This window comes from Cyanobacteria bacterium QS_8_64_29, assembly GCA_003022125.1.
GTDB lineage: Bacteria > Cyanobacteriota > Cyanobacteriia > Cyanobacteriales > Rubidibacteraceae > QS-8-64-29.
The window spans coordinates 1-24917 of sequence record PXQH01000022.1; the positions used below are offsets into that span (position 1 = coordinate 1).

The 24917-nt window shown below is 63.6% G+C and carries 29 protein-coding genes and 1 tRNA gene; 22 read left to right on the forward strand and 8 right to left on the reverse strand.

Annotation, left to right across the window (positions count from 1 at the left end; all coding sequences use genetic code 11):
• Nucleotides 1-562 precede the first annotated feature (562 nt).
• The 12 genes from BRC58_04180 to BRC58_04235 all read left to right on the forward strand — a co-directional run bounded on the left by BRC58_04180 (nucleotide 563) and on the right by BRC58_04235 (nucleotide 8090).
• Nucleotides 563-1117, forward strand: coding sequence for a hypothetical protein (locus tag BRC58_04180; protein PSP18116.1), 555 nt, complete (start codon nucleotides 563-565; stop codon nucleotides 1115-1117).
• Nucleotides 1080-1688: a hypothetical protein gene (locus BRC58_04185; protein PSP18117.1), complete on the forward strand. Its 609-nt coding sequence runs from the start codon at nucleotides 1080-1082 to the stop codon at nucleotides 1686-1688. Before BRC58_04180 ends, BRC58_04185 begins: the two co-directional genes overlap by 38 nt.
• A 256-nt stretch (nucleotides 1689-1944) precedes the next feature.
• A complete protein-coding gene (locus tag BRC58_04190) occupies nucleotides 1945-2229 on the forward strand; it encodes a hypothetical protein (protein ID PSP18118.1) in 285 nt (94 codons plus the stop codon).
• Entirely contained in the window at nucleotides 2220-2456 is a 237-nt protein-coding gene (locus BRC58_04195; GenBank protein PSP18119.1) for a hypothetical protein, read from the forward strand. The genes BRC58_04190 and BRC58_04195 overlap by 10 nt, the downstream gene beginning before the upstream one ends.
• Nucleotides 2457-2503: 47 nt before the next feature.
• Complete coding sequence (locus BRC58_04200; GenBank protein ID PSP18120.1) at nucleotides 2504-2659, forward strand: hypothetical protein; 156 nt, start codon at nucleotides 2504-2506, stop codon at nucleotides 2657-2659.
• Between the two features lie 223 nt (nucleotides 2660-2882).
• Nucleotides 2883-3332 (forward strand): heavy metal-responsive transcriptional regulator, encoded by a 450-nt coding sequence (locus BRC58_04205; protein PSP18121.1) that lies wholly within the window; start codon nucleotides 2883-2885, stop codon nucleotides 3330-3332.
• A 33-nt stretch (nucleotides 3333-3365) separates the two neighbouring features.
• On the forward strand, nucleotides 3366-3701 hold the full coding sequence (locus BRC58_04210) for a sulfurtransferase (protein ID PSP18122.1): 336 nt from the start codon (nucleotides 3366-3368) through the stop codon (nucleotides 3699-3701).
• On the forward strand, nucleotides 3698-4654 hold the full coding sequence (locus BRC58_04215) for an arsenic resistance protein (protein ID PSP18123.1): 957 nt from the start codon (nucleotides 3698-3700) through the stop codon (nucleotides 4652-4654). The genes BRC58_04210 and BRC58_04215 overlap by 4 nt, the downstream gene beginning before the upstream one ends.
• 57 nt (nucleotides 4655-4711) lie before the next feature.
• Nucleotides 4712-6139 (forward strand): mercury(II) reductase, encoded by a 1428-nt coding sequence (gene merA, locus BRC58_04220; protein ID PSP18124.1) that lies wholly within the window; start codon nucleotides 4712-4714, stop codon nucleotides 6137-6139.
• A gap of 57 nt (nucleotides 6140-6196) precedes the next feature.
• Nucleotides 6197-6523 carry a MerC domain-containing protein gene (locus tag BRC58_04225; protein PSP18125.1) on the forward strand — a complete coding sequence of 109 codons (327 nt, stop codon included), beginning with the start codon at nucleotides 6197-6199 and terminating at the stop codon, nucleotides 6521-6523.
• A 34-nt stretch (nucleotides 6524-6557) separates the two neighbouring features.
• Nucleotides 6558-7619 carry a glycosyl hydrolase gene (locus BRC58_04230; GenBank protein PSP18126.1) on the forward strand — a complete coding sequence of 354 codons (1062 nt, stop codon included), beginning with the start codon at nucleotides 6558-6560 and terminating at the stop codon, nucleotides 7617-7619.
• A 48-nt stretch (nucleotides 7620-7667) separates the two neighbouring features.
• Nucleotides 7668-8090: a secondary thiamine-phosphate synthase enzyme gene (locus tag BRC58_04235; GenBank protein PSP18127.1), complete on the forward strand. Its 423-nt coding sequence runs from the start codon at nucleotides 7668-7670 to the stop codon at nucleotides 8088-8090.
• Here the strand turns inward: BRC58_04235 and BRC58_04240 are convergent.
• Nucleotides 8077-8826: a ribonuclease PH gene (locus BRC58_04240; protein PSP18128.1), complete on the reverse strand. Its 750-nt coding sequence runs from the start codon at nucleotides 8824-8826 to the stop codon at nucleotides 8077-8079. The genes BRC58_04235 and BRC58_04240 overlap by 14 nt on opposite strands.
• 128 nt (nucleotides 8827-8954) lie before the next feature.
• Here BRC58_04240 and BRC58_04245 point away from each other — a divergent pair, with 128 nt between their 5' ends.
• Nucleotides 8955-9491 carry a cob(I)yrinic acid a c-diamide adenosyltransferase gene (locus BRC58_04245; GenBank protein PSP18129.1) on the forward strand — a complete coding sequence of 179 codons (537 nt, stop codon included), beginning with the start codon at nucleotides 8955-8957 and terminating at the stop codon, nucleotides 9489-9491.
• 82 nt (nucleotides 9492-9573) lie between these two features.
• Nucleotides 9574-10125, forward strand: coding sequence for a dCTP deaminase (locus tag BRC58_04250; GenBank protein PSP18176.1), 552 nt, complete (start codon nucleotides 9574-9576; stop codon nucleotides 10123-10125).
• On the opposite strand, the gene BRC58_04255 is transcribed toward BRC58_04250, so the two are convergent.
• The 6 genes from BRC58_04255 to BRC58_04280 all read right to left on the reverse strand — a co-directional run bounded on the left by BRC58_04255 (nucleotide 10122) and on the right by BRC58_04280 (nucleotide 14148).
• Nucleotides 10122-10853, reverse strand: coding sequence for an ABC transporter ATP-binding protein (locus BRC58_04255; GenBank protein ID PSP18130.1), 732 nt, complete (start codon nucleotides 10851-10853; stop codon nucleotides 10122-10124). The genes BRC58_04250 and BRC58_04255 overlap by 4 nt on opposite strands.
• 5 nt (nucleotides 10854-10858) lie before the next feature.
• Nucleotides 10859-11086 (reverse strand): ferredoxin, encoded by a 228-nt coding sequence (locus BRC58_04260; GenBank protein ID PSP18131.1) that lies wholly within the window; start codon nucleotides 11084-11086, stop codon nucleotides 10859-10861.
• A gap of 71 nt (nucleotides 11087-11157) precedes the next feature.
• Nucleotides 11158-12372 (reverse strand): ATP phosphoribosyltransferase regulatory subunit, encoded by a 1215-nt coding sequence (locus tag BRC58_04265; protein ID PSP18132.1) that lies wholly within the window; start codon nucleotides 12370-12372, stop codon nucleotides 11158-11160.
• 30 nt (nucleotides 12373-12402) lie between these two features.
• Complete coding sequence (locus BRC58_04270) at nucleotides 12403-13212, reverse strand: inositol monophosphatase (GenBank protein ID PSP18133.1); 810 nt, start codon at nucleotides 13210-13212, stop codon at nucleotides 12403-12405.
• A 32-nt stretch (nucleotides 13213-13244) separates the two neighbouring features.
• A complete protein-coding gene (locus BRC58_04275) occupies nucleotides 13245-13790 on the reverse strand; it encodes a nuclease (GenBank protein PSP18134.1) in 546 nt (181 codons plus the stop codon).
• Nucleotides 13780-14148 (reverse strand): ferredoxin, encoded by a 369-nt coding sequence (locus tag BRC58_04280; protein PSP18177.1) that lies wholly within the window; start codon nucleotides 14146-14148, stop codon nucleotides 13780-13782. The genes BRC58_04275 and BRC58_04280 overlap by 11 nt, the downstream gene beginning before the upstream one ends.
• Before the next feature lie 98 nt (nucleotides 14149-14246).
• Here BRC58_04280 and BRC58_04285 point away from each other — a divergent pair.
• The 3 genes from BRC58_04285 to BRC58_04295 all read left to right on the forward strand — a co-directional run bounded on the left by BRC58_04285 (nucleotide 14247) and on the right by BRC58_04295 (nucleotide 16351).
• Nucleotides 14247-14334, forward strand: a tRNA-Ser gene (locus BRC58_04285).
• A 295-nt stretch (nucleotides 14335-14629) separates the two neighbouring features.
• Complete coding sequence (locus BRC58_04290) at nucleotides 14630-15070, forward strand: hypothetical protein (GenBank protein ID PSP18135.1); 441 nt, start codon at nucleotides 14630-14632, stop codon at nucleotides 15068-15070.
• Nucleotides 15071-15088: 18 nt separating this feature from the next.
• Nucleotides 15089-16351 carry a carbohydrate kinase gene (locus BRC58_04295; GenBank protein ID PSP18136.1) on the forward strand — a complete coding sequence of 421 codons (1263 nt, stop codon included), beginning with the start codon at nucleotides 15089-15091 and terminating at the stop codon, nucleotides 16349-16351.
• Nucleotides 16352-16628: 277 nt separating this feature from the next.
• On the opposite strand, the gene BRC58_04300 is transcribed toward BRC58_04295, so the two are convergent.
• On the reverse strand, nucleotides 16629-17309 hold the full coding sequence (locus tag BRC58_04300) for a cyclase (GenBank protein ID PSP18137.1): 681 nt from the start codon (nucleotides 17307-17309) through the stop codon (nucleotides 16629-16631).
• Nucleotides 17310-17477: 168 nt separating this feature from the next.
• Between BRC58_04300 and BRC58_04305 the strand changes: the two genes are divergently transcribed.
• The 5 genes from BRC58_04305 (at nucleotide 17478) to BRC58_04325 (ending at nucleotide 24907) form a co-directional block, all read left to right on the forward strand.
• Entirely contained in the window at nucleotides 17478-19337 is a 1860-nt protein-coding gene (locus BRC58_04305) for an NAD(P)H-quinone oxidoreductase subunit F (protein PSP18138.1), read from the forward strand.
• Between the two features lie 47 nt (nucleotides 19338-19384).
• On the forward strand, nucleotides 19385-20854 hold the full coding sequence (locus tag BRC58_04310) for an NAD(P)H-quinone oxidoreductase subunit D4 (protein PSP18139.1): 1470 nt from the start codon (nucleotides 19385-19387) through the stop codon (nucleotides 20852-20854).
• Between the two features lie 11 nt (nucleotides 20855-20865).
• A complete protein-coding gene (locus tag BRC58_04315; protein PSP18140.1) occupies nucleotides 20866-22017 on the forward strand; it encodes a carbon dioxide transporter in 1152 nt (383 codons plus the stop codon).
• Between the two features lie 300 nt (nucleotides 22018-22317).
• The gene (locus BRC58_04320) at nucleotides 22318-22977 is read left to right on the forward strand and encodes a hypothetical protein (GenBank protein PSP18141.1); all 660 of its coding nucleotides are present in this window, start codon (nucleotides 22318-22320) and stop codon (nucleotides 22975-22977) included.
• 106 nt (nucleotides 22978-23083) lie between these two features.
• Nucleotides 23084-24907 (forward strand): phospholipid carrier-dependent glycosyltransferase, encoded by a 1824-nt coding sequence (locus tag BRC58_04325; protein PSP18142.1) that lies wholly within the window; start codon nucleotides 23084-23086, stop codon nucleotides 24905-24907.
• Nucleotides 24908-24917 lie beyond the last annotated feature (10 nt).

Genomic DNA, 24917 nt, shown 5'->3' on the forward strand with positions numbered 1-24917 from the left:
CTAGCTGGCCTATGTCCTTCCTTTGAGCGCGTCAAGGCGCTATTCCGGCTACTTATCGAGCATGACATCTTTAAATTTTCGATGCTACGCCAGTACGGGCTCGTTCACGTGTAAGTTGTGATTGCTATAGTAGCTTTACCGGAACAGATAATGACTCGGATAGCATAAAGGATCAATGCAATGCAACCAGCGAAAGCGATGGTTTTGCACATGCGCTTTTAGAAAGCGATCGAGTAAAAGAAGGTGTAGACGATACTGTAAATTTTAGCGAATATAGCAGTCGTAGACTGGATGTGAACGGAGTTAGCTTGTTGGCAAAGCTCTAGAATCCTCTCGAAGTGGGAATTAAGTTCCCAAAGGCAAGTCCACTTACCTGTTCACGATCCACGTGTTTTGCTATATGACGATCTTGACAGCGAAGGAGAGCAATCTGGAAAAGAATATTCAATAGAAAGAACTCAGTCGGTTTTGAGTCGTGCCCCCTATGATGTGGTCAGGCTAAAATATGATGCTTATCATGACGGCGAAAGCGTTGCTGCTGTTTATACAGAAATAATTATTGATGAGACGTTTAACTGTCCGCCCCAATAAATTGAAACAAGCGTCAGCCCAAAATGCCGGGTTTACGCTTATAGAGCTTATTGTGGCCACGGTTATTATTGGAATACTAGCCGCCATAAGCGCACCTGGCATGCTTGCCTGGTATAGCAACACTAAGGTGAATGTCGCACTCAATCAGGTGCGCGGCACGTTAAAGCAAGCCCAGCGCAAAGCAATTCAAAAAAGTAAGCCTTGCATGGTTGAAATAGATAAAAATAATAATAATAGCATTATGGTTACTGAGCCCACTGGAGTTACTAGTGATTACTGTAATGTTATAGAGCCTGATTTTAAAGGCGCCGCGATAGAAACCAATATTGGTAGCAACCAGACAAAATTTACGTTCCGCGGGACCAATACGCTTAGCGATGCTAGAACGATTGTTTTCTTTATTCAAGACAATCCGGATGCTTATAATAAAAAGTGCCTAGTTATTTCTAGCCCTCTAGGCGTTATTCGGGAAGGAGACTACTCAGGTGATGAAACCTCGCCTAGTGCTAGCTCTTGCACGACTTAAGCGTAGTAAGTTACCGCAAGTGGCAGGATTTACGCTGATTGAGCTTCTGGTGGCAGCAGCGATGGGATCTATTGTCGTTGCCGCTACTGGTATTGGCCTAATGGCCATTTTGCGTTCGGATGCGCGTTCGGAGAACTTAACTAGGCAACGGACTGAGCTAAGTCGAGCTCTCGATTTCATAGGGGAAGAAACCAAAATGGCTACTGCTATTGGTAGTAGCGGATCTGAACCGGGTGAGTTTGATTGTAATAACGCTTCTGGTGTTTTGACCCTGGATATCCCTTCTGTGGATCCAAAAATTGTTTACTATACTAAGCCAGTTTCTAGCGATAGTAATTGGCTAAGTCCCGAGTCGATCTATCGATGGGGTCCCAGTTTTGATGGGGGCGGAGAATACGGTAATCCCAGCAATCCCGATGGTTGGAACTGCAATTTATTAGTAGACTCGATTGCTAGTGATGGCTTTCAAGTCACCGTTAATGGCACTCGGGAAGCAGAGCTAGTTTTGGAAGGAAAAATGGATGATGAGACTTACAAAGTGGAAACGACGGTCTTTGCCAGGGCCCAGTAACGAGGCAAACCTCGCACTAGCTCTGTTGCCGTTTGCACCGGGTGTTCCTTAACTGCCGTCCAACTCCCGAAGCGGGCGCTATCCCGCACTTGGAGCCGATCCAAAGGCGTCAATCCCGCCGGCTCGCCCCATGCGCTTGCTCGAGCGGCTGCCCCTGAGCGGGCGGTTAGAATCGCAGGCCCCTTGACCGAATGACCCCGGGGATTGCGGCTCGCAATCCCCCAACTCAGCCGCTCTGCGTCGTTGGAGGCAGCCCATGGTCACCATCCCGGACGACACCTACCAGCACCTGGTTTCCTGCTTGCAGGCCCACGCTCCGGCGGATGCCGGTGCCCGCCAGGTGCTCGAAGAACTGCAGCGGGCGGTGCGCCCCACCCCGCGCCCCCGAAAGCAGGTGTCGCTGCCGCCGCTGGAGACCCCCAACCCCGCACCGGCGCTGGTAGCCGCCGATGCAGGCAGACGCTTCAGTAAAGCCATTGCCTGCCGCGATAGCGACGGTTCAACGGTCGAGCTAACCGTCTCGCAGCGCCGATTGGCGTGAACGCGATAAGTGATCGCCGCTCCCCCTGGGAGGCGCGCTGGCAGCAGGGGAAAACGGGGTGGGATCGCGGCGCGCCCAGTCCGGCCCTCGAACGCTGGCTAGCGCTGGATGCCATTCCCGGCGATCGCGTGCTCGTGCCCGGTGCCGGCCGCGGTTACGAAGTTAAGCTACTGGCGCAGCGCGGCTATGCCGTTATCCCATTTTCCGGAGCTAGCGCACTAGGATAGAGGTGGTGAGCTGAAGTTAGCCATGACTACCGTCTTCAACACCGAGATTGCCGAGTCCCCCCAGCAGCCCCTTCAATGCCATCTACGAGCAAACCTGCCTCTGCGCGCTGGAGCCGCCCCTGTGGCCGGCGTACGAGGCGCGCCTGGCCAGCTGGCTCCGACCGGGCGGCGTCCTGCTAGTGCTGTTCATGCAAACCGGGTGATCGCCGCAGGAAGGGCCGCCCCATCACTGCGACTGGACGGCCATGCAGGTGCTGTTTGCCAGCGAGCGCTGGTTTGGCCCCAGGCCCCGCCGCTCGAAATCCCCCATCCCAGCGGCCTGCGCGAGTTGGGGGTTTGCCTGCAGCGGCGTGCCCCCTAGCTCGCAAGCGCTCGCATTGGCCTTATACCGCACTCAAGGGGTTACGTTCGGGATCGCAGCGGGCAATGGCAACCGAGGAAGGCAGCATGTACCGCATTGGCGAAGCTGCCCGCCAGTTGGGCCTCAATCCCCAGACGCTCTACTTCTACGAGCGGCGCGGCCTAATTCCGCCGCCGCAACGCACGCGAGCGGGGCACCGCCTGTTCGACGAAGCCACAATGGAACGCCTGCCGTTCATTACCCGGGCCAAGGCGCTGGGCCTGTCCTTGAGCGAGATCCAACAGCTGCTGGCCCAGCCGAACGGCGAGGCGATCACCTGTCGCGACGGGTACCGGCAACTCAGCGCCAAGGTCCAGCAGCTCGAGCGGCAAATCGCGCAGCTGCAAGCCCTCAAATCGGAGCTGCAGCAGCGGATGGCGTGCTGCCAGCACAACCGGCAAGGTGAGGAGGCCGAGACGCCGTGCCTGGCCTTCGACCGCCCGTCCGCTCCGTCTCGCGACTGCTCGAGCCATTAGCCCCAAATTGCAGGCACTACCTGGGAGGGCACCATGACAGACATCATTTCCCGAGACGAGCTCAAAGCCCAGCTCGATCACGGCGAGCCCCTTATTTTAATCGACACGCTGCCAGAGCAGGCCTATCGCAAGCATCACCTGCCCGGCGCCATCAACATTCCCTCGGACGACATCAACCAGGTTGCTCCACAGCGGCTGCCTGACAAAAATGCCCCCATCGTTGTCTACTGCGCCAATGGTCCCTGCAAGCGATCACAGCGGGCTTGGGAGCGCCTTAAGGCGCTGGGCTATACCCAAGTTTGGGAGTACGACGAAGGACGCGAGGATTGGGTTGCTGCCGGCTTGCCGGTCGAGTCGGCTGACGCATGAGGCTCTTCGAGCGGCTGCAGCCGCTGGCCATATTGGCTTCCGCCCTCCTGGGCTTAGCGCTTGCGCGCCTTGAGGCCTTGGCTGCGGCGGCTGCCCCCCTCGTCACGCCGCTGCTGGTTGCGGTTATCTACGCCACGTTGCTGCCCATCGGGCAGCAGCAGCTCGGGCGAGCCCTCGGCCACCGCAAAGTTACCCTGGCCAGCTTGGGGCTCAACTTTGTCTGGACGCCCTTGCTGGCCTGGGGCTTGGGCGCTGTTTTTTTGGCAGATGCACCCGATCTGCGCTTGGGCTTGCTCTTGCTGTTAGTAACGCCCTGCACGGACTGGTACGTGGTGTTTACCGGCATTGCCCGCGGGGATGTGGCCCTTGCCACTGCCCTGCTGCCGCTCAACGCCATCCTGCAGCTAGCGCTGCTGCCGCTTTATGTGTGGGGGCTGGCTGGCTCGCTGGTTGCCCTGCCCCCTCAGACGCTATTGGTGCGCATTGCGCTCGTTTTCTTGCTGCCGCTGGTGCTCGCTGCCCTGACCCGCCAGCTCGTCCCGCGACTTTGGGGCCAGCGCGCGTGGCAGGCGCTACTGCCGCGCGCCGAAACCGGCCAGTTGCTGGCCCTCAATGCTGCCGTTGCCGCCCTCTTTGCGGCTGAAGGCGAGGCCTTGCTGCAACAGCCAGCGTTGCTGCTGCGGCTGCTGCCACCGCTGGGGCTGTTTTTTGCCCTCAACTGGGTGCTCGGTCAGTGGCTGGGCCGCCGCTTGCAATTGCACTACCCCGAGCAGGCTTGCCTGAGCTGCACCACGCTTGCGCGCAACTCGCCCGTCGCGCTGGTGATCGCAGCTTCGGCGTTTCCGCATCGCCCCTTGGTTGCCATCGCGTTGGCGATCGGGCCGCTGATCGAGCTGCCGGTTTTGGCCCTGGTCTCGCAAGCGCTGCTGCGGCAGCGCCCCTCGCAGCCTTGACCCTATACCCAACGCTAGGGATTAGCGTGGCAGCAGACTGCAGCTCGACGTCCCGCGATGGCAACCTCCCCTACCGAGACAATCCGCTTCGATCTCGCTGTTATTGGAACGGGCGGCGCCGGCATGGCCGCCGCTATTAAAGGGGCCGAGCTGGGGTGCTCGGTGGCACTCATCGAGGCCGGCACGCTCGGGGGTACCTGCGTCAATGTCGGCTGCATTCCCTCCAAGACGCTGGTGCGGGCTGCCGAGGCTTACGAGCGCGCGCACCGGCCGGCCTTTGCCGGCCTGCAGGTGCATGCTGATGGCGTGGACTGGTCGGCCCTAATGCACCACAAAGACGGCTTGGTGGAGCAGTTGCGACAGCACAAGTACCGCGACGTGCTGGCGGCCTATCAGGATTACATCTCACTCTGGCAAGGGCGCGCCCGCCTGCAGGCAGATGGCGGGGTTGCCATCGAGGGCGGCCCCACCCTCGCTGCCGAGCGCGTCGTCGTAGCCACAGGCGCTAGTCCCCATATCCCGGCAATCGAAGGAATCGAGAATGTTGAGGTCCTCACGAGCACAACGGCAATGGAACTGACGCACCAGCCGCGATCACTGCTGGTGGTGGGCGGCGGTTCCATTGGGGTAGAGCTGGGGCAAACCTTGGCCCGCCTGGGTACCGAGGTGACGCTGCTGCAGCGCAATCCTTATCTCCTGCCGGGGCACGAGCCGGCGCTGAGCGAGCGGCTCGCGGGCTACCTGCGCGCGGAAGGGCTGCAAGTAGTGGCCGAAGCCACGCCGGTGCACATCGCGCAAGACGGCGGCGACAAGGTCGTCACGGCTCGGGTGGCGGGCGAGCAGAAAACCTTTCGCGCCGAGCACGTGCTGATGGCCACCGGGCGCGCGCCCAATACACAGGATTTGGGCCTGGCGGCAGCGGGCGTTGCCTGCAACGCGGATGGCGCCATTGCGGTGAGCGACACGCTCCAGACCAGCCAGCCGCACGTCTACGCCGCCGGTGACGTGACCGATTGCCCCAAGTTGGTCTATGTGGCGGCAGCCGGCGGCGGCATTGCCGCTGAAAATGCCCTCCAGGGTGACGCACAATCGCTGGATCTGGCGGCTTGCCCGGAGGTGGTGTTTAGCGACCCGCAGGTGGCCACAGTGGGTCTAACCGCGGGGCAGGCGCGCGAGCGGGGCTATAGCGTCAAAACGGCGACGCTGCCGCTAAGCGAGGTGCCGCGGGCGCTGGTGGCCGGCGACACGCGCGGGGCAATTCATTTAGTGGCCAATGCCGACAGTGATCGGCTGCTGGGGGCGCACGTACTGGCTGCCGAAGGCGGCGAGACGATCCAAGCCGCGGCGCTGGCCCTGCGGTGGGGCGCGACCGTGCGCGACCTGCGGCGCACCCTGTTCCCCTATCTGGTGCAGGTCGAGGGGCTAAAGCTCGCCGCGCAGGCTTTCGAGACCGACCCCAGCAAGCTCTCATGTTGTGCCGGCTAGTTTGAGGAGAAGCCCGTGCGACGCTTTTGGACTGACTAGGCTGACAAAGTTGGCCCGCTGGGCGCGATCACGGCCGCCCTGTGCTGCTTGGGCTTCCCAGCGGCCCTGGCGCTGCTCTCGGCGCTGGGCTTGGGATTTGTCATTAACGATGCCATCCTGCTGCCGCTGCTGGGCGTGTTTTTGGCCATTACGCTGGTTGGGTTGGCAGCCGGCACCCGCCGTCACGGCCGCCAGTGGCCGCTAGTGCTGGGGGCGATTGCGGCCGCTGTTACGTTTGGCTTTTTGTTTGTGGCGCCTGCGGTCTCCTATCTAGGTGTCGCCGGGTTGCTGGTTGCTGCGGCAGCCAACATTGCCCTGCGCGCTCAGCAGCTGCGGCACCGCTAGTGGCATCCTAGGCAGGACGACTGCCGAGCGTCCGATGGCCCAGCAAGCCGAGAAATCCCCGAGCCAACCCGGCCTGTTGTTGGGACCGGGCGGGGCCGGCTGGTGGGATGCCGAGCGCGTCTCCGGCCCGCGCGTCCTGCACTGCGCCGATGGCTGGTGGCGGATGTGGTATTACGGGCGCGACCCGAGCTTCGATCGCGACATCAACCTGCCCACCGGCCGCTGCGGTATGGCCATCTCGCCCGACGGCGTGCGCTGGGAGCGGGTGAGCGGCCCGCTAACCTTGGGGGCCATCTTGGAACCCCATCCCGATGGCAACTGCTTTGACTCGGGGCACGTGGGCGTCAGCGATGTCACCGTCAGCGACGGCCTGTACTGGCTGTGGTATTTCGGCGGCGATCGCAGCTGGCGCTCGGTCGGCGGCCGGCAAGCCAAAGGCATCTGCATGCAACCCGGTTGTGCCGTCTCGAGCGATGGCTTGCATTGGCTGCGCTTGGAAGGGCCCTACCGCGGGGCACTGCTGTCGCTCGGCGAGGCGGGCGCGTTCGATGAGCTGTTTTGTGCCTGGCCGCAGGTGGTGCGCGCTGGCGATGGCAGCTGGCTGCTTTACTACCATGCGCTCCATCCCGAGCGCGGCTTTTGGGTGGGCCTAGCTGTCTCGCCCGATGGTCTGCGCTGGGAGAAAGTGGGTCCGGTGCTAGGGCCGGGCGAGGCCGGCCGCTTTGATGAGGGTGGGGCCGGCACGCGCCACATCTGCCGCATGGGCGAGCGCTACGTCATGTTCTACGAAGGCGTCAACGCCAGCCACTATCACGCCATCGGCCTGGCCACCTCCGCCGACGGCCGCCACTGGCACAAGCAGGATGGCGACGCGCCAGCAGGCGCAGCGTTTGCCCCGGCTCCCACTGGCTCGGGGCGCTGGGATGCCCGCGCGGTAGGGACCCCCTGTGTCGTGCCCATGGCCGATGGCAGCTGGCGCATGTACTACATCGGCGCTAGTGAAGGCGGGACGGACGAGCTCACCAGCCAGCACCAGATCGGGCTGGCGGTCAGCGAGGGGCACGATTTCGCGCGCTGGCGGCGCTGGGGCGAATAGGGGGCGCCGTGCTAGGCTCGTCCACTGTTGGAGCTGCCATCCGAGCGCATGAAATCCCAAACCGAATACCTGACGTTCAACATCCCCAACCGCGTGGGGTTTGAGAACATTACACCCAAGGTCGAGAACGTGGTGCGGCAAAGCGGGGTGCGCGAGGGCATGGTGCTTTGCAACGCCATGCACATAACGGCTTCAGTATTTATTAACGATGACGAGCCGGGCCTCCATCAAGACTTTCAAAAGTGGCTGGAAGCGCTGGCGCCCTACAACGCTTCGGCGCAGCACTACGCCCACCACCGCACCGGCGAGGACAATGCCGACGCCCACCTCAAGCGCGAGATTATGGGCCGCGAAGTGGTGGTGGCCATCACCGAGGGCCAGCTCGACTTTGGCCCTTGGGAGCAAATTTTCTACGGCGAGTTTGACGGCCGCCGCCCCAAAAAGATGCTGATCAAAGTCATCGGGGAGTAGCGTCCTCTGGAAAGACCCCAGCCGGCAGGACCTCGCGCTGGGCAACCAGCAACTCGCGGATGCCGCGCTCGCCCACATCCAACATTCGATCGAGCTGGGCACGGCTGTAACTGCCCGATTCGGCCGTGCCTTGTACCTCAATGAAGTTGAGCTCGCCGTCCATGACCAGGTTGAGGTCCACCTCGGCCTGGTTATCCTCGGTGTAGTCGAGATCGAGCAGCAGTTCGCCCTCCACCATTCCCACTGACACGGCCGCAATCGCCGTCTGCAGCGGCGACTGCGCCAGCTCGCCACGCTGCAACAGGCGCTCGAGCGCGATCACCAGCGCCACGAAACCGCCGGTAATGGCGGTCGTGCGCGTCCCGGCATCGGCTTGCAGCACGTCAGCATCCACTGTCAGCGTTCGCTCGCCCAAAGCGCTCAGATCGAGCGCCGCGCGCAAGCTGCGCCCGATCAGGCGCTGGATCTCCTGGGTCCGACCCGAGAGCCGCATGCCCTCGCGCCGCTGCCGGTCCGGGGTGGAGCCGGGCAGCATGCGGTACTCGGCCGTGAGCCAACCGCTACCTGTATCGCGCAAAAACGTCGGCACGCCCGCTTGCGAGCTGACCGTGCACAGCACTACGGTCTGGCCGCACTCGGTCAGCACCGAGCCTTCGGCAAAGCGGGTAAAATCGCGCTGGAAGCGAATGGGGCGCAGCTGCACGGCGCTGCGTCCGTCGGGACGTTGCCAAGCCATAGGTGGGGGTGCTTGCGGCTCCTAGGCTTAGGATACAGCAGCGGCGGGGTTGACGCTAGCCTATATCTAGGGTTCGATAGACAACCGAATGCCCAAGCGCCCAACATCTAGTAGCCAGGGCTCGCATCATGGTCGCCCAGCTGGAAACCCCCCAATTCGACGCTAGCCAACACCCCGCCTACCAGGTTGAGGGGCTGTTGCACGTTTTTACCGGCCCCCAACGCCAGTTTTTTACCAGCGTCCTGGCGCGCTCGCTGACGGTTGCGGCCCAAGGAACGCCAACATTGGTGGTCCAGTTTTTTAAAGGCGGCATCGGGCAGGGGCGCGATCGCCCCATGCAGCTGGGCCAGAACCTAGACTGGCTGCGCTGCGACCTCGCTCGCGACATCAGCGAAACCCAGCCCGAAGCGGGCGAACTCCAAGCCCTGCAACAGCTCTGGGGGCACGCGCAGCAAGCCATCCAGCAGGGCCAGTACGGGCTGGTGGTGCTGGATGAGCTCAGCTTGGCGCTGCAGCACGAGTTCATCCCGCAAGCGGAGGTGCTGCAGCTGCTGGCGCAGCGCCCTGCCCCCATCGAGCTCGTCCTGACCGGACCGCAGATGCCTGCTGCCATCCTCGAGCGCGCGGATCGGGTCACCGAAGTTCGCCGCTCCCACCAGCCCTAGCGCCCCGCTGGGTTATCCTAGGGCCGATAAAAGAGTGCAGCGGGCGGCTGTGGCGATCAAAAACGACACCTGGATTGCCCAAATGGCCCAAAAGGGCATGATCTCGCCGTTCGTGCCCAGCCAAATCCGGCACGTCGAGGGGGCACCGGCGATCTCCTACGGCTTGGGTAGCTTTGGTTACGACATCCGGCTCTCGCCGCGCGAGTTCCGCATCTTTCGGCACGTGCCCGGGACTGTGGTGGATCCCAAAAACTTCAACCCCGACAACCTAGAAGCGACCCAGCTCCACCAAGACGAGCGAGGCCGCTTTTTCATCCTGCCTGCCCACTCCTACGGCCTAGGGGTGGCGCTGGAGAAAATCCAGGTCCCCGAGCAGGTTACCGTCCTCTGCATTGGCAAAAGCACCTACGCCCGCTGCGGCATCGTTGCCAACATCACGCCTGCTGAGGCTGCCTGGCGCGGCTATCTCACCCTGGAGCTGTCGAATTCCTCTAGCGCTGACTGCCGCGTTTACGCTAACGAGGGCATCGTGCAGCTGATGTTTTTGGAAGGCGATCCCTGCGCTACCAGCTATGCCGCCCGAGCGGGCAAGTACCAGGATCAGCCCCAGGCGGTAACGCTGGCGCGCCTCTAAGCCTGCGCGCTCCCATAGGCTGCCCCCAGATAGAGCTCGCCCACCTTGGGATCGTCGAGCAGCGCCTGCGCCGGCCCCTCAAAGCGATCGCGCCCGCTCTCCAGCACGTAGCCCCGATGGGCCATGGCCAGCGCCTTGCGGGCGTTTTGCTCCACCAGCACGATGGCCTTGCCGGCGCGGTTGATGGCGGCAATCTGCTCGAAGACGTTGTCCGCCAGCCGCGGCGAGAGAGCCGCGGAGGGCTCGTCCAACAGCAGCAGCTCCGGATCCAGCATGAGCGCGCGCCCCATGGCCAGCATTTGGCGCTCGCCGCCCGAGAGGGTCCCGGCACGCTGGTGGCGGCGCTGGGCCAGCTCGGGGAACATCTGGTAGGCGCGCTGCTTGCGCGAGGCCAGATCGCGAGGGTAGGCAAATGCCCCCATTTCCAGGTTTTCCTCTACTGAGAGTGAAGGGAAAACGTTAGCGCGCTGGGGCACGTAGCACAGGCCCAGCCCCACGATGCGATCGGGCTTGAGGCCGGCAATATTGCGGTCCCGGTAGCGGATCTGGCCGCCATTGGGGTGCAGCAAGCCAAATACGGCCTTAGCCAGCGTGGATTTGCCCGCCCCATTGGGGCCGATGGCGGCAACCAGCTCCCCGGGGGCAACGCTAAAGTTAATACCCTGCAGGATGTTGAGATCCCGCGAGTAACCGGCGTAGAGATCCCGAACCGCCAACAGTTCGTCCATAGCCCTCACTCTGGCGTGCGCTGCAGCTCGGGACGCTCCTCCGGAATGATCGCGCCCTCCACCGGGCACACCTGCAGGCAGATGCCGCAGTCAATGCAGGTATCGAAGTCGATCCAGTACCAGTCGCTGCCTTTGGCGTTTTTACCCGGCCCAGGGTGGATGCAGGCTACCGGGCAAGCCTGGACGCAATCGGCAACGCCTTCGCAGGTATCGGTAACGATGGTGTAGGGCAACGGGGCCTCCTTGCCTGCCGTCGGTTCCGCTCACCAGCCTAGCAAGCCGCTGCTGCCGGGAATTCGCGCGGCTACAGGGTCTCAATTTGGGCGCTGCCATCGGCGCTGACCCAAGCCAGCTGCGCGATCGCGCAGGCCCGAGCGTAAGCGCGGATGGCTTGGGGCGAGCGCTCGCCCAGATCCAGCTCCACGCGCGCCGATCCCAAGCGCTGACGCAGTCCGTGCGCGTAGTTGAGCGCGGCTGCCTCAGCCCCAGCCGCCTGCGGGATGACCAGCCAGTCGCTAGCGGCGGTCTGGCGCGGGAGCTGATCGGCCGCCAGCAAGCAAGCGTGCAGGTCTTCCAAGTTGAGGGCAAACCCAATTCCGGGCGCGCCTTGCCCCTGCGGCTGATAGAGCTCTAGCAAGCGGTCGTAGCGACCGCCCTGCCCGAAGCTGCGGATGTCGGTCTCGGTGGCATTGACGGCATCGAAGACGATGCCGGTGTAGTAATCCATGGTCTGCAGCAGGCTCAAATCCAGCGTCAGCGGCAGCGGTTGCGCGCAGCTGCGCCGCAGCAGGGCAACGAGGGATTGGAGGTGGCTGACGGTCTGCTGGGTGGCGGCATCGAGCTCCAGGTCGGCCAGCTGCTGCAGCACCGCCTCGGGCTCGCCGCGCAAATCGAACAGCTGCAGTGCCCGATCGCGCAGCGCCGGCGACAGCGGCAGCGCTTGCAGCGCCACGCGATCCAGGTGGGCAATGCTGTAGCGCACCTGCTGCTGCAGCTCAGGCGGGAATGGCGCCAGCAGCGATCGCGTCAGGCTGGCTTCGCCCACGATCAAATGCCACTGCGGCAGATCCAGCCGCTCCAGGCAGTCAGCCAGCAGCAGCAGGATTTCGGCATCGGCCAGGGTGCTGCCTGCCCCCAGCAGCTCCACCCCCGCTTGGTAAAACTCGATCTGGCGGCCGTGGTGGCCCCGCGAGCGGCGAAAGACGTTGGCGTGGTAGTACAGCCGCTGCGGGTAGGGATGCCCGGCCATGCGGGTGGCGGCTGTCCGGGCAATGGAAGCCGTCAGCTCCGGGCGCAAGCCTAGGGTGCCTTCCTCGGTTTCCTGCAGCTGCAGCACGCTCGAGCGCTGGATGGCGCCACCGGCCATGAGCGCGTCCAGCCCTTCAATGGTGGAGGTCACAATGGGCTGGTAGCCCCACTGCTGGAACACCTGTTGCAAGCGCTCGGCAATCCAGCTTTTTTGGGCTACCTCCAGCGGCAGCCAATCTCGCGTTCCGGTGGGGGCTTGGTACAGGGTCATTGTTGGGCCGAGCGGCCGATCGCCATCAGCTTAGCGGGGGGCGGCCAGCAGGGCGCTGCTGAGCTCGCCGTGCAGGACGCCGTTGCTAGCCAAGATCCGCCCCGATTCCAGCTGCAGCGGGCTGCCGTCGTAGGCGCTAGTGCGGCCGCCTGCTTCCTCCACCAAAACGATGCCGGCAGCCATGTCCCAGGGCGAGAGGCCGCGCTCCCAGTAGCCGTCAAAGCGGCCGCAAGCAACGCTAGCCAAATCCAGGGATGCGGCACCGCTGCGGCGTACGCCCCGGGTCAAGTGCAGCAGGTGGCAGAACTCGGCGCAGTTGTTATCGGCCGTGTTGCGAAAGTCGTAGGCAAAGCCGCTAACCAGCAGGCTGTCGGCTAGCGTGCTCGTACGGGAGGGAGCGATGGGGTGGCGGTTCCGGGTAACGCCCCAGCCGCGGGCAGCGCGAAACAGCTCCCCGAATATGGGGTTGTAGACCACCCCCACCTGCGGCGTGCCCTCCACCAGCAAGGCAATGGAGACAGCGCACAGCGGGTACTGGTGGGCAAAGTTGGTGGTGCCATCGAGCGGGTCGATCACCCACTGGCAGGCACTGTCCGGGTTGCCCTCCGGGGAAGATTCCTCGGCCTGGATGGCGTGGTCCGGCACGTGACGCTGCAGCACTTGCAAGATGGTGCGCTCTGAGACGCGATCGGCGCTGGTGACCAAATCCCCCACGCGCCCTTTCTCGCTCACCTCGGCCAAATCGCCCCAATGCTGCAGCAAGACGGTCCCGGCTTCTAGGGCTGCTTCGGTGGCAACGTCCAGATAAATCCGGCGTTGCGCCAGGACATCGGCGGTCATGGCAGCTCGCGCGCAAGGACTGTCGGCCAATTCTACCGCTCTCGGGCGCGTTTCGCGCCCGGGCGCTTGCGCAGCGGCTGCGCCGTATCCCAAATGCCGCGCCCCAGGATGCGCGCGTAGGCTTGGGCATGGGCGAGGCGCTCGCTGTAGCGCGTGTTGGGTGCGCGCTCGATGGCCAGGGCGTGCCCATGCTCGACCAGCCGCTGGTTGAGCAGGGTTCCTGCCTTCCAGACGTAGGCCAGGCGACGCCCGAAGCGATCACGCTCGGTGACATCGGCGCTCAAGCGCACTTGCCGCTCGCCGCGCTTGCCCCCGACCAGCTTGCTCAGGCGCGCTCGCGCGGCCGGGCCCCAGGGCTGCTGGCGCCCATCGGGGGCCTCAATGCCGATCAGGCGGATGCGCGCCCGCAGCGCTGGTTGGCGCTCGGGCAGCAGGACCTCGAGCGTGTGGCCGCTAACCACGCGCTGAACGCGGGTGATCGTTCCCCCATCGGGCTGGGCGTCCGCGCACCCCAACAGGCAGCACGCCGCGATGAGCGCGGCCGCGCATTGCGCTGCCCGAGTGGCCCTACTCGTCATCCAGCGGGATGGCAAAGCGGACCTTGCCTTGCCCGAAGTAGCGGCCGAATTGCAGGTCGTAGACTTCGTCTTCGTCCTGGGTTTCGATGTCAATGTCGGAGCGGGCGTAGCCCACGCAAATCAACGAGTAGCCGTGCTGCTGCAACTGCGACGAGAGGCCCATCCCATCTGGGTGCTCGATTTGACCGGCGTTGCGGCGGACGGCGCAACTGGTACAAGCCCCGTTGCGGCACAGAAAGGGCGGCTCGATTCCCTGCTCCTCCAAGCTCTCCAGGATGTAGCGATCAGCAGGCAGCGAGACAACGTGCTCTGTCCCGGTGCGGCGATCACGGACGCGCGCGGTGTAAAAGCGGGTCATGGTCGCTCCCAGGCGCCAGGGGGCTCGTTTGAGCCAGTGTAGCTCGCGCCCCAGCTCGCGCGGCCTGCGGGCAGCGAGTGTTAGCATTGCCGTCGCAGGGAGAGGTGGCCGAGTGGTTTAAGGCGCGGCAGTGGAAATGCCGTATAGGGTTTTTCCCTATCGGGGGTTCGAATCCCTCCCTCTCCGTTTGACTTGCCAGCGCCATGTGCCCTGGCTCCCCCGTGGCAGAACGGTAGCAGCGGTCCCATGGTCGACGCGCAAGCTGCTTCCCCAGCCCGATCCGGATAACATGACGGTGCTCACCGAATCGGCTGCCCAATACGCCCATCTTGCCGTGGAGCCATTACGAGTCGCCCTGGAAGTCCTCCGACTCGGCGCAAGATGACGGGACCAGCGAGCCCACCCAGGCAGGCGATCGCGAAGTGAGCGCAGCCGATGGAGACGGCGACAGTCGCTAAAGCGCCGCAATAGGCAGCACGGCATGAGCTACACCCAACCGGCCGTCAGCCACTACCAGCAGATCCATACGGTGCGCACCCGCGGCAAGTCGCTGCATGCCATTACGCCCCAAGTGGCGGCTGCTGCGGCCGAATCCGGCATCGAAACGGGGCTCTGCACCGTTTTTGTCTGCCATACCTCAGCCAGTCTGGTCATTCAGGAAAACGCCGATCCCGACGTTCTGACCGATCTGTCCAACTTTTTCGCCCAGCTCGTCCCCGAGGACAATCAGCGCTACGTCCATACCTTAGAAGGGCCTGACGACATGCCGGCCCACATCCGCTCGGTCCTAACGCAGACCTCGCAGCAAATTCCGGTGGGCCGTGGCCGGCTGCTGTTGGGTACCTGGCAAGGGATCTATTTGTGGGAGCACCGGCAGTACGGGCACGAGCGCGAGGTTGTGGTGCATCTCAGCGGTCACTGATTCCGGTCCGCACGCGCCATGGTGCTCGCGCTCGGCATTGACTTTGGGACCAGCGGCGCCCGCGTGATCGCGCTCGATGCTAGCGGATGCGTGCGAGCCGAGCGGCAGCGCTCGCTAGCCCAAGCGGATGCGCCCGCCGCGTGGCGGGCAACGCTGTTCGCGCTGGTGGGCGATCTGCCCGCGCCCGTCCGTGCCGAACTGGGCGCGATCGCCATCGATGGCACCTCCGGGACCGTCCTGCTGTGCGATGCCCGCGGCGAGCCACTCGCCGGGCCGCTACTGTACGACGACCGCCGAGCCGCACCGGCTGTTGAAGCAATCCAGGCCGCCGCTCCGCCCCAGCACGTGGCGGCGACCGCAACCTCGAGCTTGGCCAAGCTTTGCTGGTGGCAGCAGCAGGGCTGGGCCCGGCAGGCCACCTATCTGCTGCACCAGGCCGATTGGCTGGCCGCCCTGCTGCACGGGCAGTGGGGCATCAGCGACTATCACAACGCGCTCAAGCTGGGTTACGACGTCGCGGCGCTGCGCTATCCCGACTGGTTGGCCTCGCTATCGCCTTGGGAGCTGCTGCCGCAGGTGGTGGCACCGGGCACGCCGGTTGCGCCGCTGGATCCGGCAGTTGCTGATCGCCTGGGCTGCCCGCGGGCGTGCCAGGTTTGCGCGGGCACCACCGACAGCATTGCGGCCTTTTTGGCCAGCGGCGCTCGCTTGCCGGGGGAAGGCATTACCTCACTGGGCTCGACGCTAGCGCTGAAGCTGCTCAGCGAGCAACGCGTGGAGGACGCGCGCTACGGGATTTACAGCCACCGCCTGGGGGATCTGTGGCTGACGGGCGGCGCCTCCAATGTGGGGGGAGCCGTGCTGCGGCACTACTTCAGCGATGCCGAGCTGGCCCAGTACTCGGCCCGCATCGATCCGGCACAGGAAAGCCCGCTGGATTACTATCCGCTGTTGAGCCCCGGCGAGCGCTTTCCCGTCAACGATCCGGACAAGGAACCCCAGCTCGAGCCGCAGCCGGCGGATCCGGTTGCATTTTTGCACGGGCTGCTGGAGAGCCTGGCGCGCATCGAGGCCAGCGGGTATCGCAAGTTGCAAGCGCTGGGGGCTTCGCCGCTGGCACGGGTCTACACCGCCGGCGGTGGGGCTCAAAACCCCCAATGGCGTGCCATTCGCCAGCGCCAGCTCGGCGTTCCTGTGGCCCCATCCCAGCACGCCCAGGCAGCTTATGGGGCGGCTCGATTGGCCCAACAGGGGGCAGGCATCCCCCAGCCGGCTGACTAGCGTGGATCGCTCAGGCTCCCTCGGGCAGCCAAGCGATCACGCGGACCGGTGCGCCACTGCCCGAAGCAATCTTCATGAGCAAGGCCGTGATGGCAAAGCCAGTTGCGGGCAGCCGCTCTAGCTGGGCGAGGTTCTCCAGTACGACGGTCCCATCCTCAAACAGATGCTGGTGGGCCATGAATTGGGTGGACTGGCCGTAATCGATGCTGGGGGTGTCATACCAATTTGAGCAGCAGATGCACGCTTACCAAACAGCATGACTCCCATATTGAGGGAGTTATGAAGGCCGCAATCTAGTGCACAAGCCACGAGAATTGGTATCAATGCCCACAGCGGTGATCGCGCGGTTCTCGCGCAGCCACCGAGCGGCATCCGGGTGCAAGCCGGGAAAGTGCAAATCGGACAGGGCCTGTTGGCCCCGCGCGTCAGTGCCCATGTAGGCCTCGCGATCGGGGTAGTACCGGCCGTAGCCCGTGCGGATGGCGAGGATAGCCTGCTCGGGAATCCGACCGTGCTGCTCTTCCCAAGCGCGCAGGTCGCCGATAGTGACTTGGTAATCGCGATTCGCCAGAGCCTGCTCGGAGACATCGACGACGGCGGCCGGTCCCCTTAGCTGCTCGAGCGGCACCGCATCGACGGCCGGTTGGCCTCGGGCCATGTGCTTGGGGGCATCCATGTGGGTCCCGCCGTGCTCGGCACCACAGAACCAGTAGGCAGCGTAGTAAAAGCCCCCTTCGGTCTCGCCCACAAAATCCGGTTTGAGCTCGAACTCCTGCGGTGCCGTGGGCCAATGCACCGTCTCTTGGTTGAACGGATGTGTCAGGTCGATGGGCGTTCGGCCCGTCCCCGCTGAGGTGGTTTCAGGTCCTGGCGGCGCCAATGGAAAAGCCTGGCCGATGGCCAACGCCGCCACAATGGCAACCGCGGTTAGGGCAACGTGAACCGTTCGGATTGGCATGGTGCTTGGCAAGGCATCATACTGCTGGAGCAGCTTCCCAGTTTAGAGACCGGGTGGGCCGGCGTGCCGCTCGAGGGGTCGAGGCGCCTTCAACTCGAATCGAGCGACCCCATTAACCGGAAGGCCCAACCGTAACCGCAGCCAACTCGTTGTCGCGAGTGCCCCGAAATGGAGTCGTTCGTCGTTTCGACGGTTGGGTTGATTCCGTTTTACGGCCTAATGGGCGCTGTCTTAGCCCTGCCCTGGGCGGCCGGTTGGGGGCCGTGGCGCGGCCAACGTCCGGCAGCTTATCTCAATCTGCTGGCAACGGCGCTGGCTTTCGTCCACGGGGCGCTGGCCTTTACGGCCATCTGGGAACGCGCGCCGCAACAACTGACGTTCGACTGGCTCCAAATTGCGGATTGGGAGCTATCGCTGGCAATCCGAGCTTCGCCGGTCAGTTTGGGGGCCATCGAGCTAGTGAGCGGCATTACGCTCATCACCCTCGTTTACGCGCTGGGCTATATGGACAAAGACCGCTCGCTGGCGCGCTTCTACGGGCTGATGGGCTTTTTTGAAGCGGCGCTATCAGGCATTGCGCTGAGCGATTCGCTGTTTTTGAGCTACGCCCTGCTGGAGATGCTCACCCTATCGACGTACTTGCTGGTGGGCTTTTGGTACGCGCAACCGCTGGTGGTAACGGCGGCGCGGGATGCGTTCTTGACCAAGCGCGTCGGCGATATTGTTTTTCTCATGGGCGTCATTGCCCTCTCCAGCTACGGCGTGGGACTGACGTTTCCCCAAATTGCAGCTTGGGCCGAAACCGCACCGCTCGATGGCAGCGCGAGCGCGCTGTTGGGGCTGACTCTGATTGCCGGACCGGTGGGCAAGTGCGCGCAATTTCCGCTCAATCTCTGGCTGGATGAGGCCATGGAAGCGCCCAACCCGGCCTCGATCCTGCGCAACGCCATTGTGGTGGCGGCTGGGGCCTACGTTTTGATCCGGCTGCAACCGGTGCTGACCCTATCGCCCATTACCTCCGCTGCGCTGGTGGCTATCGGGTCGGTAACGGCGATTGGGGCCTCGCTCATTGCCACCGCCAAAATCGATATCAAGCGCACGCTCGCGCACTCCACCAGCGCCTATCTGGGATTGGTGTTTGTCGCGGTGGGCTTGGAGTGGGCCGACATTGCCCTGCTGCTGCTGTTCATCCATGCCATCGCCAAGACCCTGCTGTTTATGAGCGCCGGTTCGGTCAGTTGGATTGCCAACGACCAAGACATCACCCAAATGGGCGGTTTGGCAGCCCGCATGCCGGCGACCAGTACCGCTTTTGCCGTTGGCGCTTCGGGATTGGTGGTGCTGCTGCCGCTGGGCAATTTTTGGGTCGTCGGCCAGTGGGTCGATACGTTTCCGGCCCCGCCTGGCTGGCTGTTGGCCGTGTTGGTGGCGGTCAATGCCCTCAATGCCCTCAATTTGACCCGCGTCTTTCGCCTAGTGTTTCTGGGGGCGCCCCAGCCCAAAACGCGCCGGGCTCCCGAGGTTCCCTGGCCCATGGCGCTGTCCATGGTGGCGCTGGCCGTCGTCGCCTTGCTGGCCCCCTTGGTGCCGCAGCGGTGGCAGCTTTGGTTCCAATCCACGGGGTCTTTGGCAACAGCAGGCGAGGTCCTCGCCGAGCCCGAAATCGCGCTGCTGGTGCTATCAGGGGCGGTTGGGCTCGCGCTGGGCTGGCGGCAGCCGCTGTCTCGGGCGCGATCGCCATCCGTTCGGGCCCATGCGCGCTGGATCCAGCAGAGCCTGGCACGCAACCTCTACCTCGATCGCCTCTATCGCCTCACGGTCGTGGCGTCGATCGCCCGCCTGTCCCAGTGGGGGCGTTGCCTGGATCGCCACGTTGTCGATGGGGCCATCAACTGGATCGGCCTAGGGGCCCTCGCCGGCAGTCAAGGGCTCCGATACGGCGTATCGGGGCAGTCGCAGTTTTACGTGCTGACGGTCGCGCTGGGGAGCGCGCTACTGGTTGGCCTAATAATCAGTTGGCCTTTCTAGCGGCTTAAGCTCGAGGTGGGAAAGCGAGCGAGGTCGTCGAGTTGGGGATGCTCAGCGCTTTGATTTGGGGACCGGCTGTTGGGGCCTTGCTGGTTGGGGCTTGGCCGCAAACCGCCTCGGCCGAGCGCTGGCGATCGCTGGCCCTGGCGATTGCGGTGGCGGTTTTGCTGGGGGCGCTCGCTTTGGCAACCCAGTTCGATCCCAGTCAAGCCACCCTGGCCTTCCCCGAGCGCGTTGCTTGGATCGAGCCCATTGGCGTGAGCTATGCGCTGGGCCTGGACGGCCTCTCGCTGCCGCTAGTGCTGCTCAACGGGTTGCTGACGGCCGTAGCGATTGGCAGCAGCGATCGGCATGTGGCGCGACCGCAGCTCTACTATGCGCTCATTTTGGTCCTCAACGCCAGCGTAACGGGGGCCTTCTTGGCCCGGGACGTGCTGCTATTTTTGTTGTTTTATGAGATCGAGCTCATCCCGCTGTACTTGCTGATCGCCATTTGGGGCGGCGAGCGGCGCGGCTATGCCGCAACCAAGTTTTTGCTGTACACGGCCCTCTCGGGGGCATGCCTGCTGGCGGCGGCTTTGGGCACCGTTTGGGCCAGCGGGGCTGCAAGCTTTAGCTACGAGCGGCTGGCGGCGCTGGTGCCCGCGCTCCCGGTGGATGTCCAGGTGCCGTTGCTGGGTGGGTTTCTGCTGGGGTTTGCCATCAAAACGCCGTTTTTGCCGTTCCACACCTGGCTGCCCGATGCCCACGTCGAGGCATCAACCCCCATCTCCATCCTGCTGGCCGGCATTCTGCTCAAGCTGGGCACTTACGGCCTGTTGCGCTTTGGCGTGGGCCTGTTTCCGGAGGCATGGCAGCTGCTGGCGCCCGGACTGGCGGTTTGGGCGGCCGTCAGTGCCCTGTACGGGGCGCTGGCCGCAATCGCCCAAACCGATATGAAGCAAGTCGTGGCGTACGCCTCAATCGCTCACATGGGCTACATCCTGCTGGCAGCCGCGGCCGCTACCCCCATCAGCTTGGTTGCTGCGATCGTGCAAACGGTCAGCCACGGGCTGATCTCGGGGCTGCTGTTTCTGCTGGTCGGGACCATCGGCGAGGCGGTGGGAACGCGCCAGATCGGCGAGCTGCGGGGCCTGCTAAACCCTCAACGCGGCATGCCCCTGGTGGGGAGCTTGACCGTTCTGGGGGCAATGGCCAGCGCCGGTATTCCCGGCATGGTGGGTTTTGTCAGCGAATTCACCATCTTTCGGGGCAGCTTTGCCAGCTTCCCCGTGCCAACGCTGCTGTGCATGGTCAGCACCGGGCTAACGGCGGTTTACTTTCTGCTGCTGGTCAACCGCGTTTTCTTCGGTCGGCTGCCGCTTGACTGGGACCGGCAGCCCTCGGCCTCGCCCTCGCAAGCCCTACCGGCTTTGGTCATGGCTGCCGTGATCGTCACGCTGGGGGTACAACCCCAGCTCTTGGTGCAGCAGATCGCGTTCCCGATCGCGCCTAGCGCAGTTGCCAGTTATTTCTAGTGCCCTCGGCGATGCGTACCGACCCTGCCCTAAGCCCATCATCGCTGCAAGCTGAGGCGATCGCGCGCCTGGAACGGGGCGAGGCGCTGCTGCCCGAGTCGCAGGCCAACCTAATTGAGGTGAGCGGCATCCTCAAAAGCTACGGCCTCATTCTGGATGCCTACTACCGCGTACTGGCCGATATGGCCGAGCGGCAGTTTCTGGTCTTTTTGACCTTTTTTAAATATTTCCAGGGCGAGGTGACGCCGCGCAAGCTGCTGCGCCACTGGCGGCACGACCGCCTCAATTACGAATACGCCGAATACATCATGCGGGCCATGCTCTGGCACGGCGGCGGCGGTTTGGATGCCTACCTCGACTCGGCTGAGTTCCGCGAGCGTGCCGAGGGGGCCATTCGGGATAAATTCCGCGGCAACGGCCTCATGCTGGCCATCCACCGCCTCTACCGCGAGTTCCTGCCCGAGCAAGTGCGACAGCTGGCCTACTGCAGCGTGCTGGCCCAGTTCTGGCAGGTAATGAGCGAGCTGTTTTTGAGCCTGGGACAGCGCTACGATAGCGGCGAGATCGCCTCCCTAGCGGCAGGGGTGCAGCACATTCAGGCCGGCCTGCTCCGAGCCGCCAACCGGCCCATCACCTATACGGTTGCCTTGCGCGGTCAGACCTACGAAATCGTACCGCCATCGGCCGGGTTGACCTTTCTGGCCGATGCGGCCGTTCCCTACGTCGAGGCCATCCTGCTGCGGGGCACGCCCTTTTTAGGAACAGTTTCCTACAACGCCCAAGCCGGCCAAATCCCGAAGCGGCAATCGGACTTTCGCTATGGCCCCCTATACGCCGACCCGCTCACCACCGGTAGTGCCGGCGTTCCGCCCAGCCTGCTCGCCCAAGATCTGTGGCGCTACCTGCCCGCCGCGCTGCAGGCGCTCTACGGCCAGCGATCGCCCGATGGCAGGGACTGGTTGGTGCGAATCGGTCAGGGCTTCCAGAAAGCCATGGTGTGCGTGACGGCGGCTGCCATTCGCGGTCTGGCGCCCCATCCGCTCGAGACGGCCGACCCCCAACAGCAGCAAGCCAATCGCGCCCATCTGGCTCAATGGGTCGAGCGCTTCCCGCCCGGCTTGCTGGCGCCGTTAGCCGCGAGCGCGCCTGACAGTACGGATTGAGTGCAGGCGAGTCCTTACGACGACAAGCGCCCGTGCATGGCGTCGCTATTGGGAGCGTCCTGCACGCTCGAGCGAGGGCAACTTTCGCCGCAACTGGAATCGAGCGCTCCTGCCATCGCCGGCCATTTTGGTATCCGAGATAACGCTTTAAAAAAGCGTTTATGCAATATAAGAAAAAACAATTTTTCATCCGCTTCGTTAGCTTTTAGGATTATTGATAAAGCAGCAGTCGTGCTGCTACTGCAGTACCCAAGACTGTTATTAGCTAATTAGCGAAAGCAGCCAATCGGAGTAGCGGTCATGTCTGTCGAGGCGCAGGCCATTGTTTTCGATCTTGATGGGGTTCTAGTCGATTCGGGCGGCGTTATTGAGCGGCGTTGGACGCAATGGGCCAAGCGCCATCAGCTCGATCCAGAGTTCGTCCTCCAAAACGTTCACGGAAAACGCTTTACGGATGGAATTGCAACGGTTGCCCCTTGGCTCGACGCCAAGGCCGAAGCCGAGCGCCTGGCACAGGAAGAAGCGCAAGACCAGGATGCCTTTCGCCCCTGCGAGGGAGCCATCGCGTTATTGAACTCTCTTCCTAATGAGGTTTGGGCAGTTGCGACAAGCTCGGCAAGGCGAACGGCCCAACTACGACTGAGCAGAGCAGGGCTTCCGACGCCGCCAGTACTAACGGCAGCAGATGATGTTAATTACGGCAAGCCAGCACCCGATCTTTATCTGATGTCAGCTAAATGCCTCGACCAGAGACCGGATCGATGCATCGCGTTTGAGGACACGCCTGCTGGCGTGGAAGCTGCGCAGCGCGCGGGCATGCAAACGATCGCGGTAACGACTACTCATGCGCGGGAGCAGCTCAGTCACGCAACTGCTGTTGTTCCCTCGCTTGCCAACCTTCAGTTAGAGAACGATTGCTTTGGTTTAAGCCTCAACATTTTGTCGGCTCAAGGCGTCTAATCAGCATCGCACGTCAGCCTAATTCAAAAACTTGCGGCAAAAGGGTAGCGAACGAGATCTCGACCCCGGATCGGGGTTGATGGCGGCTTAAAAGCATCCAACCTCGATGCAGGCGCCAGCGCGCTTTGGCAGGGTCCGCCCAGGCTCGATCCGGTCCCATCGCGCAAAAGTGCGATATCGTTACTGCCGTTGCGACTCGGCCTGCTGGGAGCGTGTGATATGCCGTCCCAGCTCAAGTTGGGGGCAATGGTTTCCCGAGCGCTGGCCTAACACAGAGAGTGCCCAGGAGGCCGCTCGAGCGGCAGTGCAGGCGATATGGAGCGCAACAAGGACGGTGCGGGCATTGGGCTCAGTCGGGGTGGGCGAGCGAGGATGCGATCGCGCTATTGCAACTGGCCTGCTGGGAGCGGCACTGGTGCTGCTGCTGACCGGTTTGGGTAGTGTCCCACTGCGCGATTGGGATGAAGGGACAGTGGCCCAGGTGGCGCGCGAGATTGCGCAGGCGCCGTCGGGGAGCCAACGCTGGTTGTTCCCGACCCTTTGGGGCGAGCCCTACCTCAACAAACCGCCGCTAGTGCACTGGGCGATTGCGGCAGCGTACGCGCTTGGTAGCATCAGCGAATGGACGGCTCGCTTGCCGGGGGCAATCTGCACGGCCCTGTCCGTTCCGTTGCTCTATGCGCTTGGGCGCGAATCGTTCGTGCGCCGCTTGCCCGCGGCATTGGCTGCCCTAGTCTATTTGACTTTGCTGCCCGTCGTGCGCCACGGACGGCTGGCCATGCTGGACGGCGCCGTGTTGGCAGTGGGGTTGCTAATGCTGCTGGCTGCCCTGCGAGTGCGTCGGGATCTGCGTTGGTCGCTGGGGTTGGGGGTGGGGTTGGGGCTAATGGCCCTAACCAAAGGCATGATGGCGCTGTTGTGGTTGGCTTTTGCACTGGCCTTTCTGCAGGTGGATGCGCCTCGCGTCCTGCGCAGCCGCTACCTGTGGCTGGGCCTGTTGCTCGGGAGCGTGCCTGCCGCAGCTTGGTACGCTGCCCAGTTTTGGCACTACGGGGAAGCCTTCGTTGAGACCACCATCGTCCGCCAGTCGCTGCAACGGGTTACGTCCGGAACTGGCGATCTGGCGGCACCGCCTTGGTACTACGGCCCAATCTTGCTGCGGGCGCTGCCCTGGTTGCCGCTTATGGCCTACGGCCTGGGGCTGGCTTGGGTCGAGCGCCAGTGGGGCTGGGCCAAGCTTGTGCTGGTGTGGAGCGGTCTCCACTGGGCGGCCATCCTGCTGATGGCCAGCAAACTCCCCTGGTACGTACTGCCAGCTTATCCCGCCTTGGCGCTGGCAACCGGCGTGCAACTCCAGGCAGTCCTCGAGCGGCCTAGCGATCGCTCCTACCCGCGCGGCTGGACGGTGCTGCTGGCCGCCCTAGCTGTTGCCGCTGGTGCAGGCAGCGCTTATTACGCTTGGCAGGATCCGCCCGAGCCCTGGCTGGTAGTTATTTTAGCCGGGCTGGCAATCGCCTTGGGGGCTTCGGCCCGGCTGGTGGCGCGGCGCGATCCGCAGTTTGTGGCGCTGCTGGTCTGGGGGAGCTACGTGTCACTGCTGCTGCTGTTCGCCTCGCCCCACTGGCTGTGGGAGCTTAACGAGGCCTATCCGGTCAAGCCCGTTGCCGCAATCGTCCGCCAGAACGTTCCTCCCGAGCGGGCCGTCTATACCGATTTTGCCTACAGCCGGCCCTCGCTCAATTTCTACAGCCAGCACCCGGTTGTGCCGCTAGCCGACCGAGCGCTCGAGCGGCACTGGCAAGCCCAGCCGCAGGCCTTTTTTTTGCTGCGATCGAAGGCGCTCGAGCGGCTGGCACTGGAAGCCCCCAACCGCGTAGCGAGCGCGCCGCCCAATTGGGTCTTAGTTCGCCCGGGCAAGCCGGCGTCCTAACCCAATCGGT

Excerpts from the sequence above, each read along its gene's own strand:
- BRC58_04180 (PSP18116.1), top strand. The coding sequence starts at position 563 with ATGAGACGTTTAACTGTCCGCCCCAATAAATTGAAACAAGCGTCAGCC.
- BRC58_04185 (PSP18117.1), top strand. The coding sequence starts at position 1,080 with ATGAAACCTCGCCTAGTGCTAGCTCTTGCACGACTTAAGCGTAGTAAG.
- BRC58_04190 (PSP18118.1), top strand. The coding sequence starts at position 1,945 with ATGGTCACCATCCCGGACGACACCTACCAGCACCTGGTTTCCTGCTTG.
- BRC58_04205 (PSP18121.1), top strand. The coding sequence starts at position 2,883 with ATGGCAACCGAGGAAGGCAGCATGTACCGCATTGGCGAAGCTGCCCGC.
- BRC58_04210 (PSP18122.1), top strand. The coding sequence starts at position 3,366 with ATGACAGACATCATTTCCCGAGACGAGCTCAAAGCCCAGCTCGATCAC.
- BRC58_04215 (PSP18123.1), top strand. The coding sequence starts at position 3,698 with ATGAGGCTCTTCGAGCGGCTGCAGCCGCTGGCCATATTGGCTTCCGCC.
- merA (PSP18124.1), top strand. The coding sequence starts at position 4,712 with ATGGCAACCTCCCCTACCGAGACAATCCGCTTCGATCTCGCTGTTATT.
- BRC58_04230 (PSP18126.1), top strand. The coding sequence starts at position 6,558 with ATGGCCCAGCAAGCCGAGAAATCCCCGAGCCAACCCGGCCTGTTGTTG.
- BRC58_04235 (PSP18127.1), top strand. The coding sequence starts at position 7,668 with ATGAAATCCCAAACCGAATACCTGACGTTCAACATCCCCAACCGCGTG.
- BRC58_04240 (PSP18128.1), bottom strand. The coding sequence starts at position 8,826 with ATGGCTTGGCAACGTCCCGACGGACGCAGCGCCGTGCAGCTGCGCCCC.
- BRC58_04245 (PSP18129.1), top strand. The coding sequence starts at position 8,955 with ATGGTCGCCCAGCTGGAAACCCCCCAATTCGACGCTAGCCAACACCCC.
- BRC58_04250 (PSP18176.1), top strand. The coding sequence starts at position 9,574 with ATGGCCCAAAAGGGCATGATCTCGCCGTTCGTGCCCAGCCAAATCCGG.
- BRC58_04255 (PSP18130.1), bottom strand. The coding sequence starts at position 10,853 with ATGGACGAACTGTTGGCGGTTCGGGATCTCTACGCCGGTTACTCGCGG.
- BRC58_04265 (PSP18132.1), bottom strand. The coding sequence starts at position 12,372 with ATGACCCTGTACCAAGCCCCCACCGGAACGCGAGATTGGCTGCCGCTG.
- BRC58_04270 (PSP18133.1), bottom strand. The coding sequence starts at position 13,212 with ATGACCGCCGATGTCCTGGCGCAACGCCGGATTTATCTGGACGTTGCC.
- BRC58_04275 (PSP18134.1), bottom strand. The coding sequence starts at position 13,790 with ATGACGAGTAGGGCCACTCGGGCAGCGCAATGCGCGGCCGCGCTCATC.
- BRC58_04280 (PSP18177.1), bottom strand. The coding sequence starts at position 14,148 with ATGACCCGCTTTTACACCGCGCGCGTCCGTGATCGCCGCACCGGGACA.
- BRC58_04290 (PSP18135.1), top strand. The coding sequence starts at position 14,630 with ATGAGCTACACCCAACCGGCCGTCAGCCACTACCAGCAGATCCATACG.
- BRC58_04295 (PSP18136.1), top strand. The coding sequence starts at position 15,089 with ATGGTGCTCGCGCTCGGCATTGACTTTGGGACCAGCGGCGCCCGCGTG.
- BRC58_04300 (PSP18137.1), bottom strand. The coding sequence starts at position 17,309 with ATGCCAATCCGAACGGTTCACGTTGCCCTAACCGCGGTTGCCATTGTG.
- BRC58_04305 (PSP18138.1), top strand. The coding sequence starts at position 17,478 with ATGGAGTCGTTCGTCGTTTCGACGGTTGGGTTGATTCCGTTTTACGGC.
- BRC58_04310 (PSP18139.1), top strand. The coding sequence starts at position 19,385 with ATGCTCAGCGCTTTGATTTGGGGACCGGCTGTTGGGGCCTTGCTGGTT.
- BRC58_04315 (PSP18140.1), top strand. The coding sequence starts at position 20,866 with ATGCGTACCGACCCTGCCCTAAGCCCATCATCGCTGCAAGCTGAGGCG.
- BRC58_04320 (PSP18141.1), top strand. The coding sequence starts at position 22,318 with ATGTCTGTCGAGGCGCAGGCCATTGTTTTCGATCTTGATGGGGTTCTA.
- BRC58_04325 (PSP18142.1), top strand. The coding sequence starts at position 23,084 with ATGCAGGCGCCAGCGCGCTTTGGCAGGGTCCGCCCAGGCTCGATCCGG.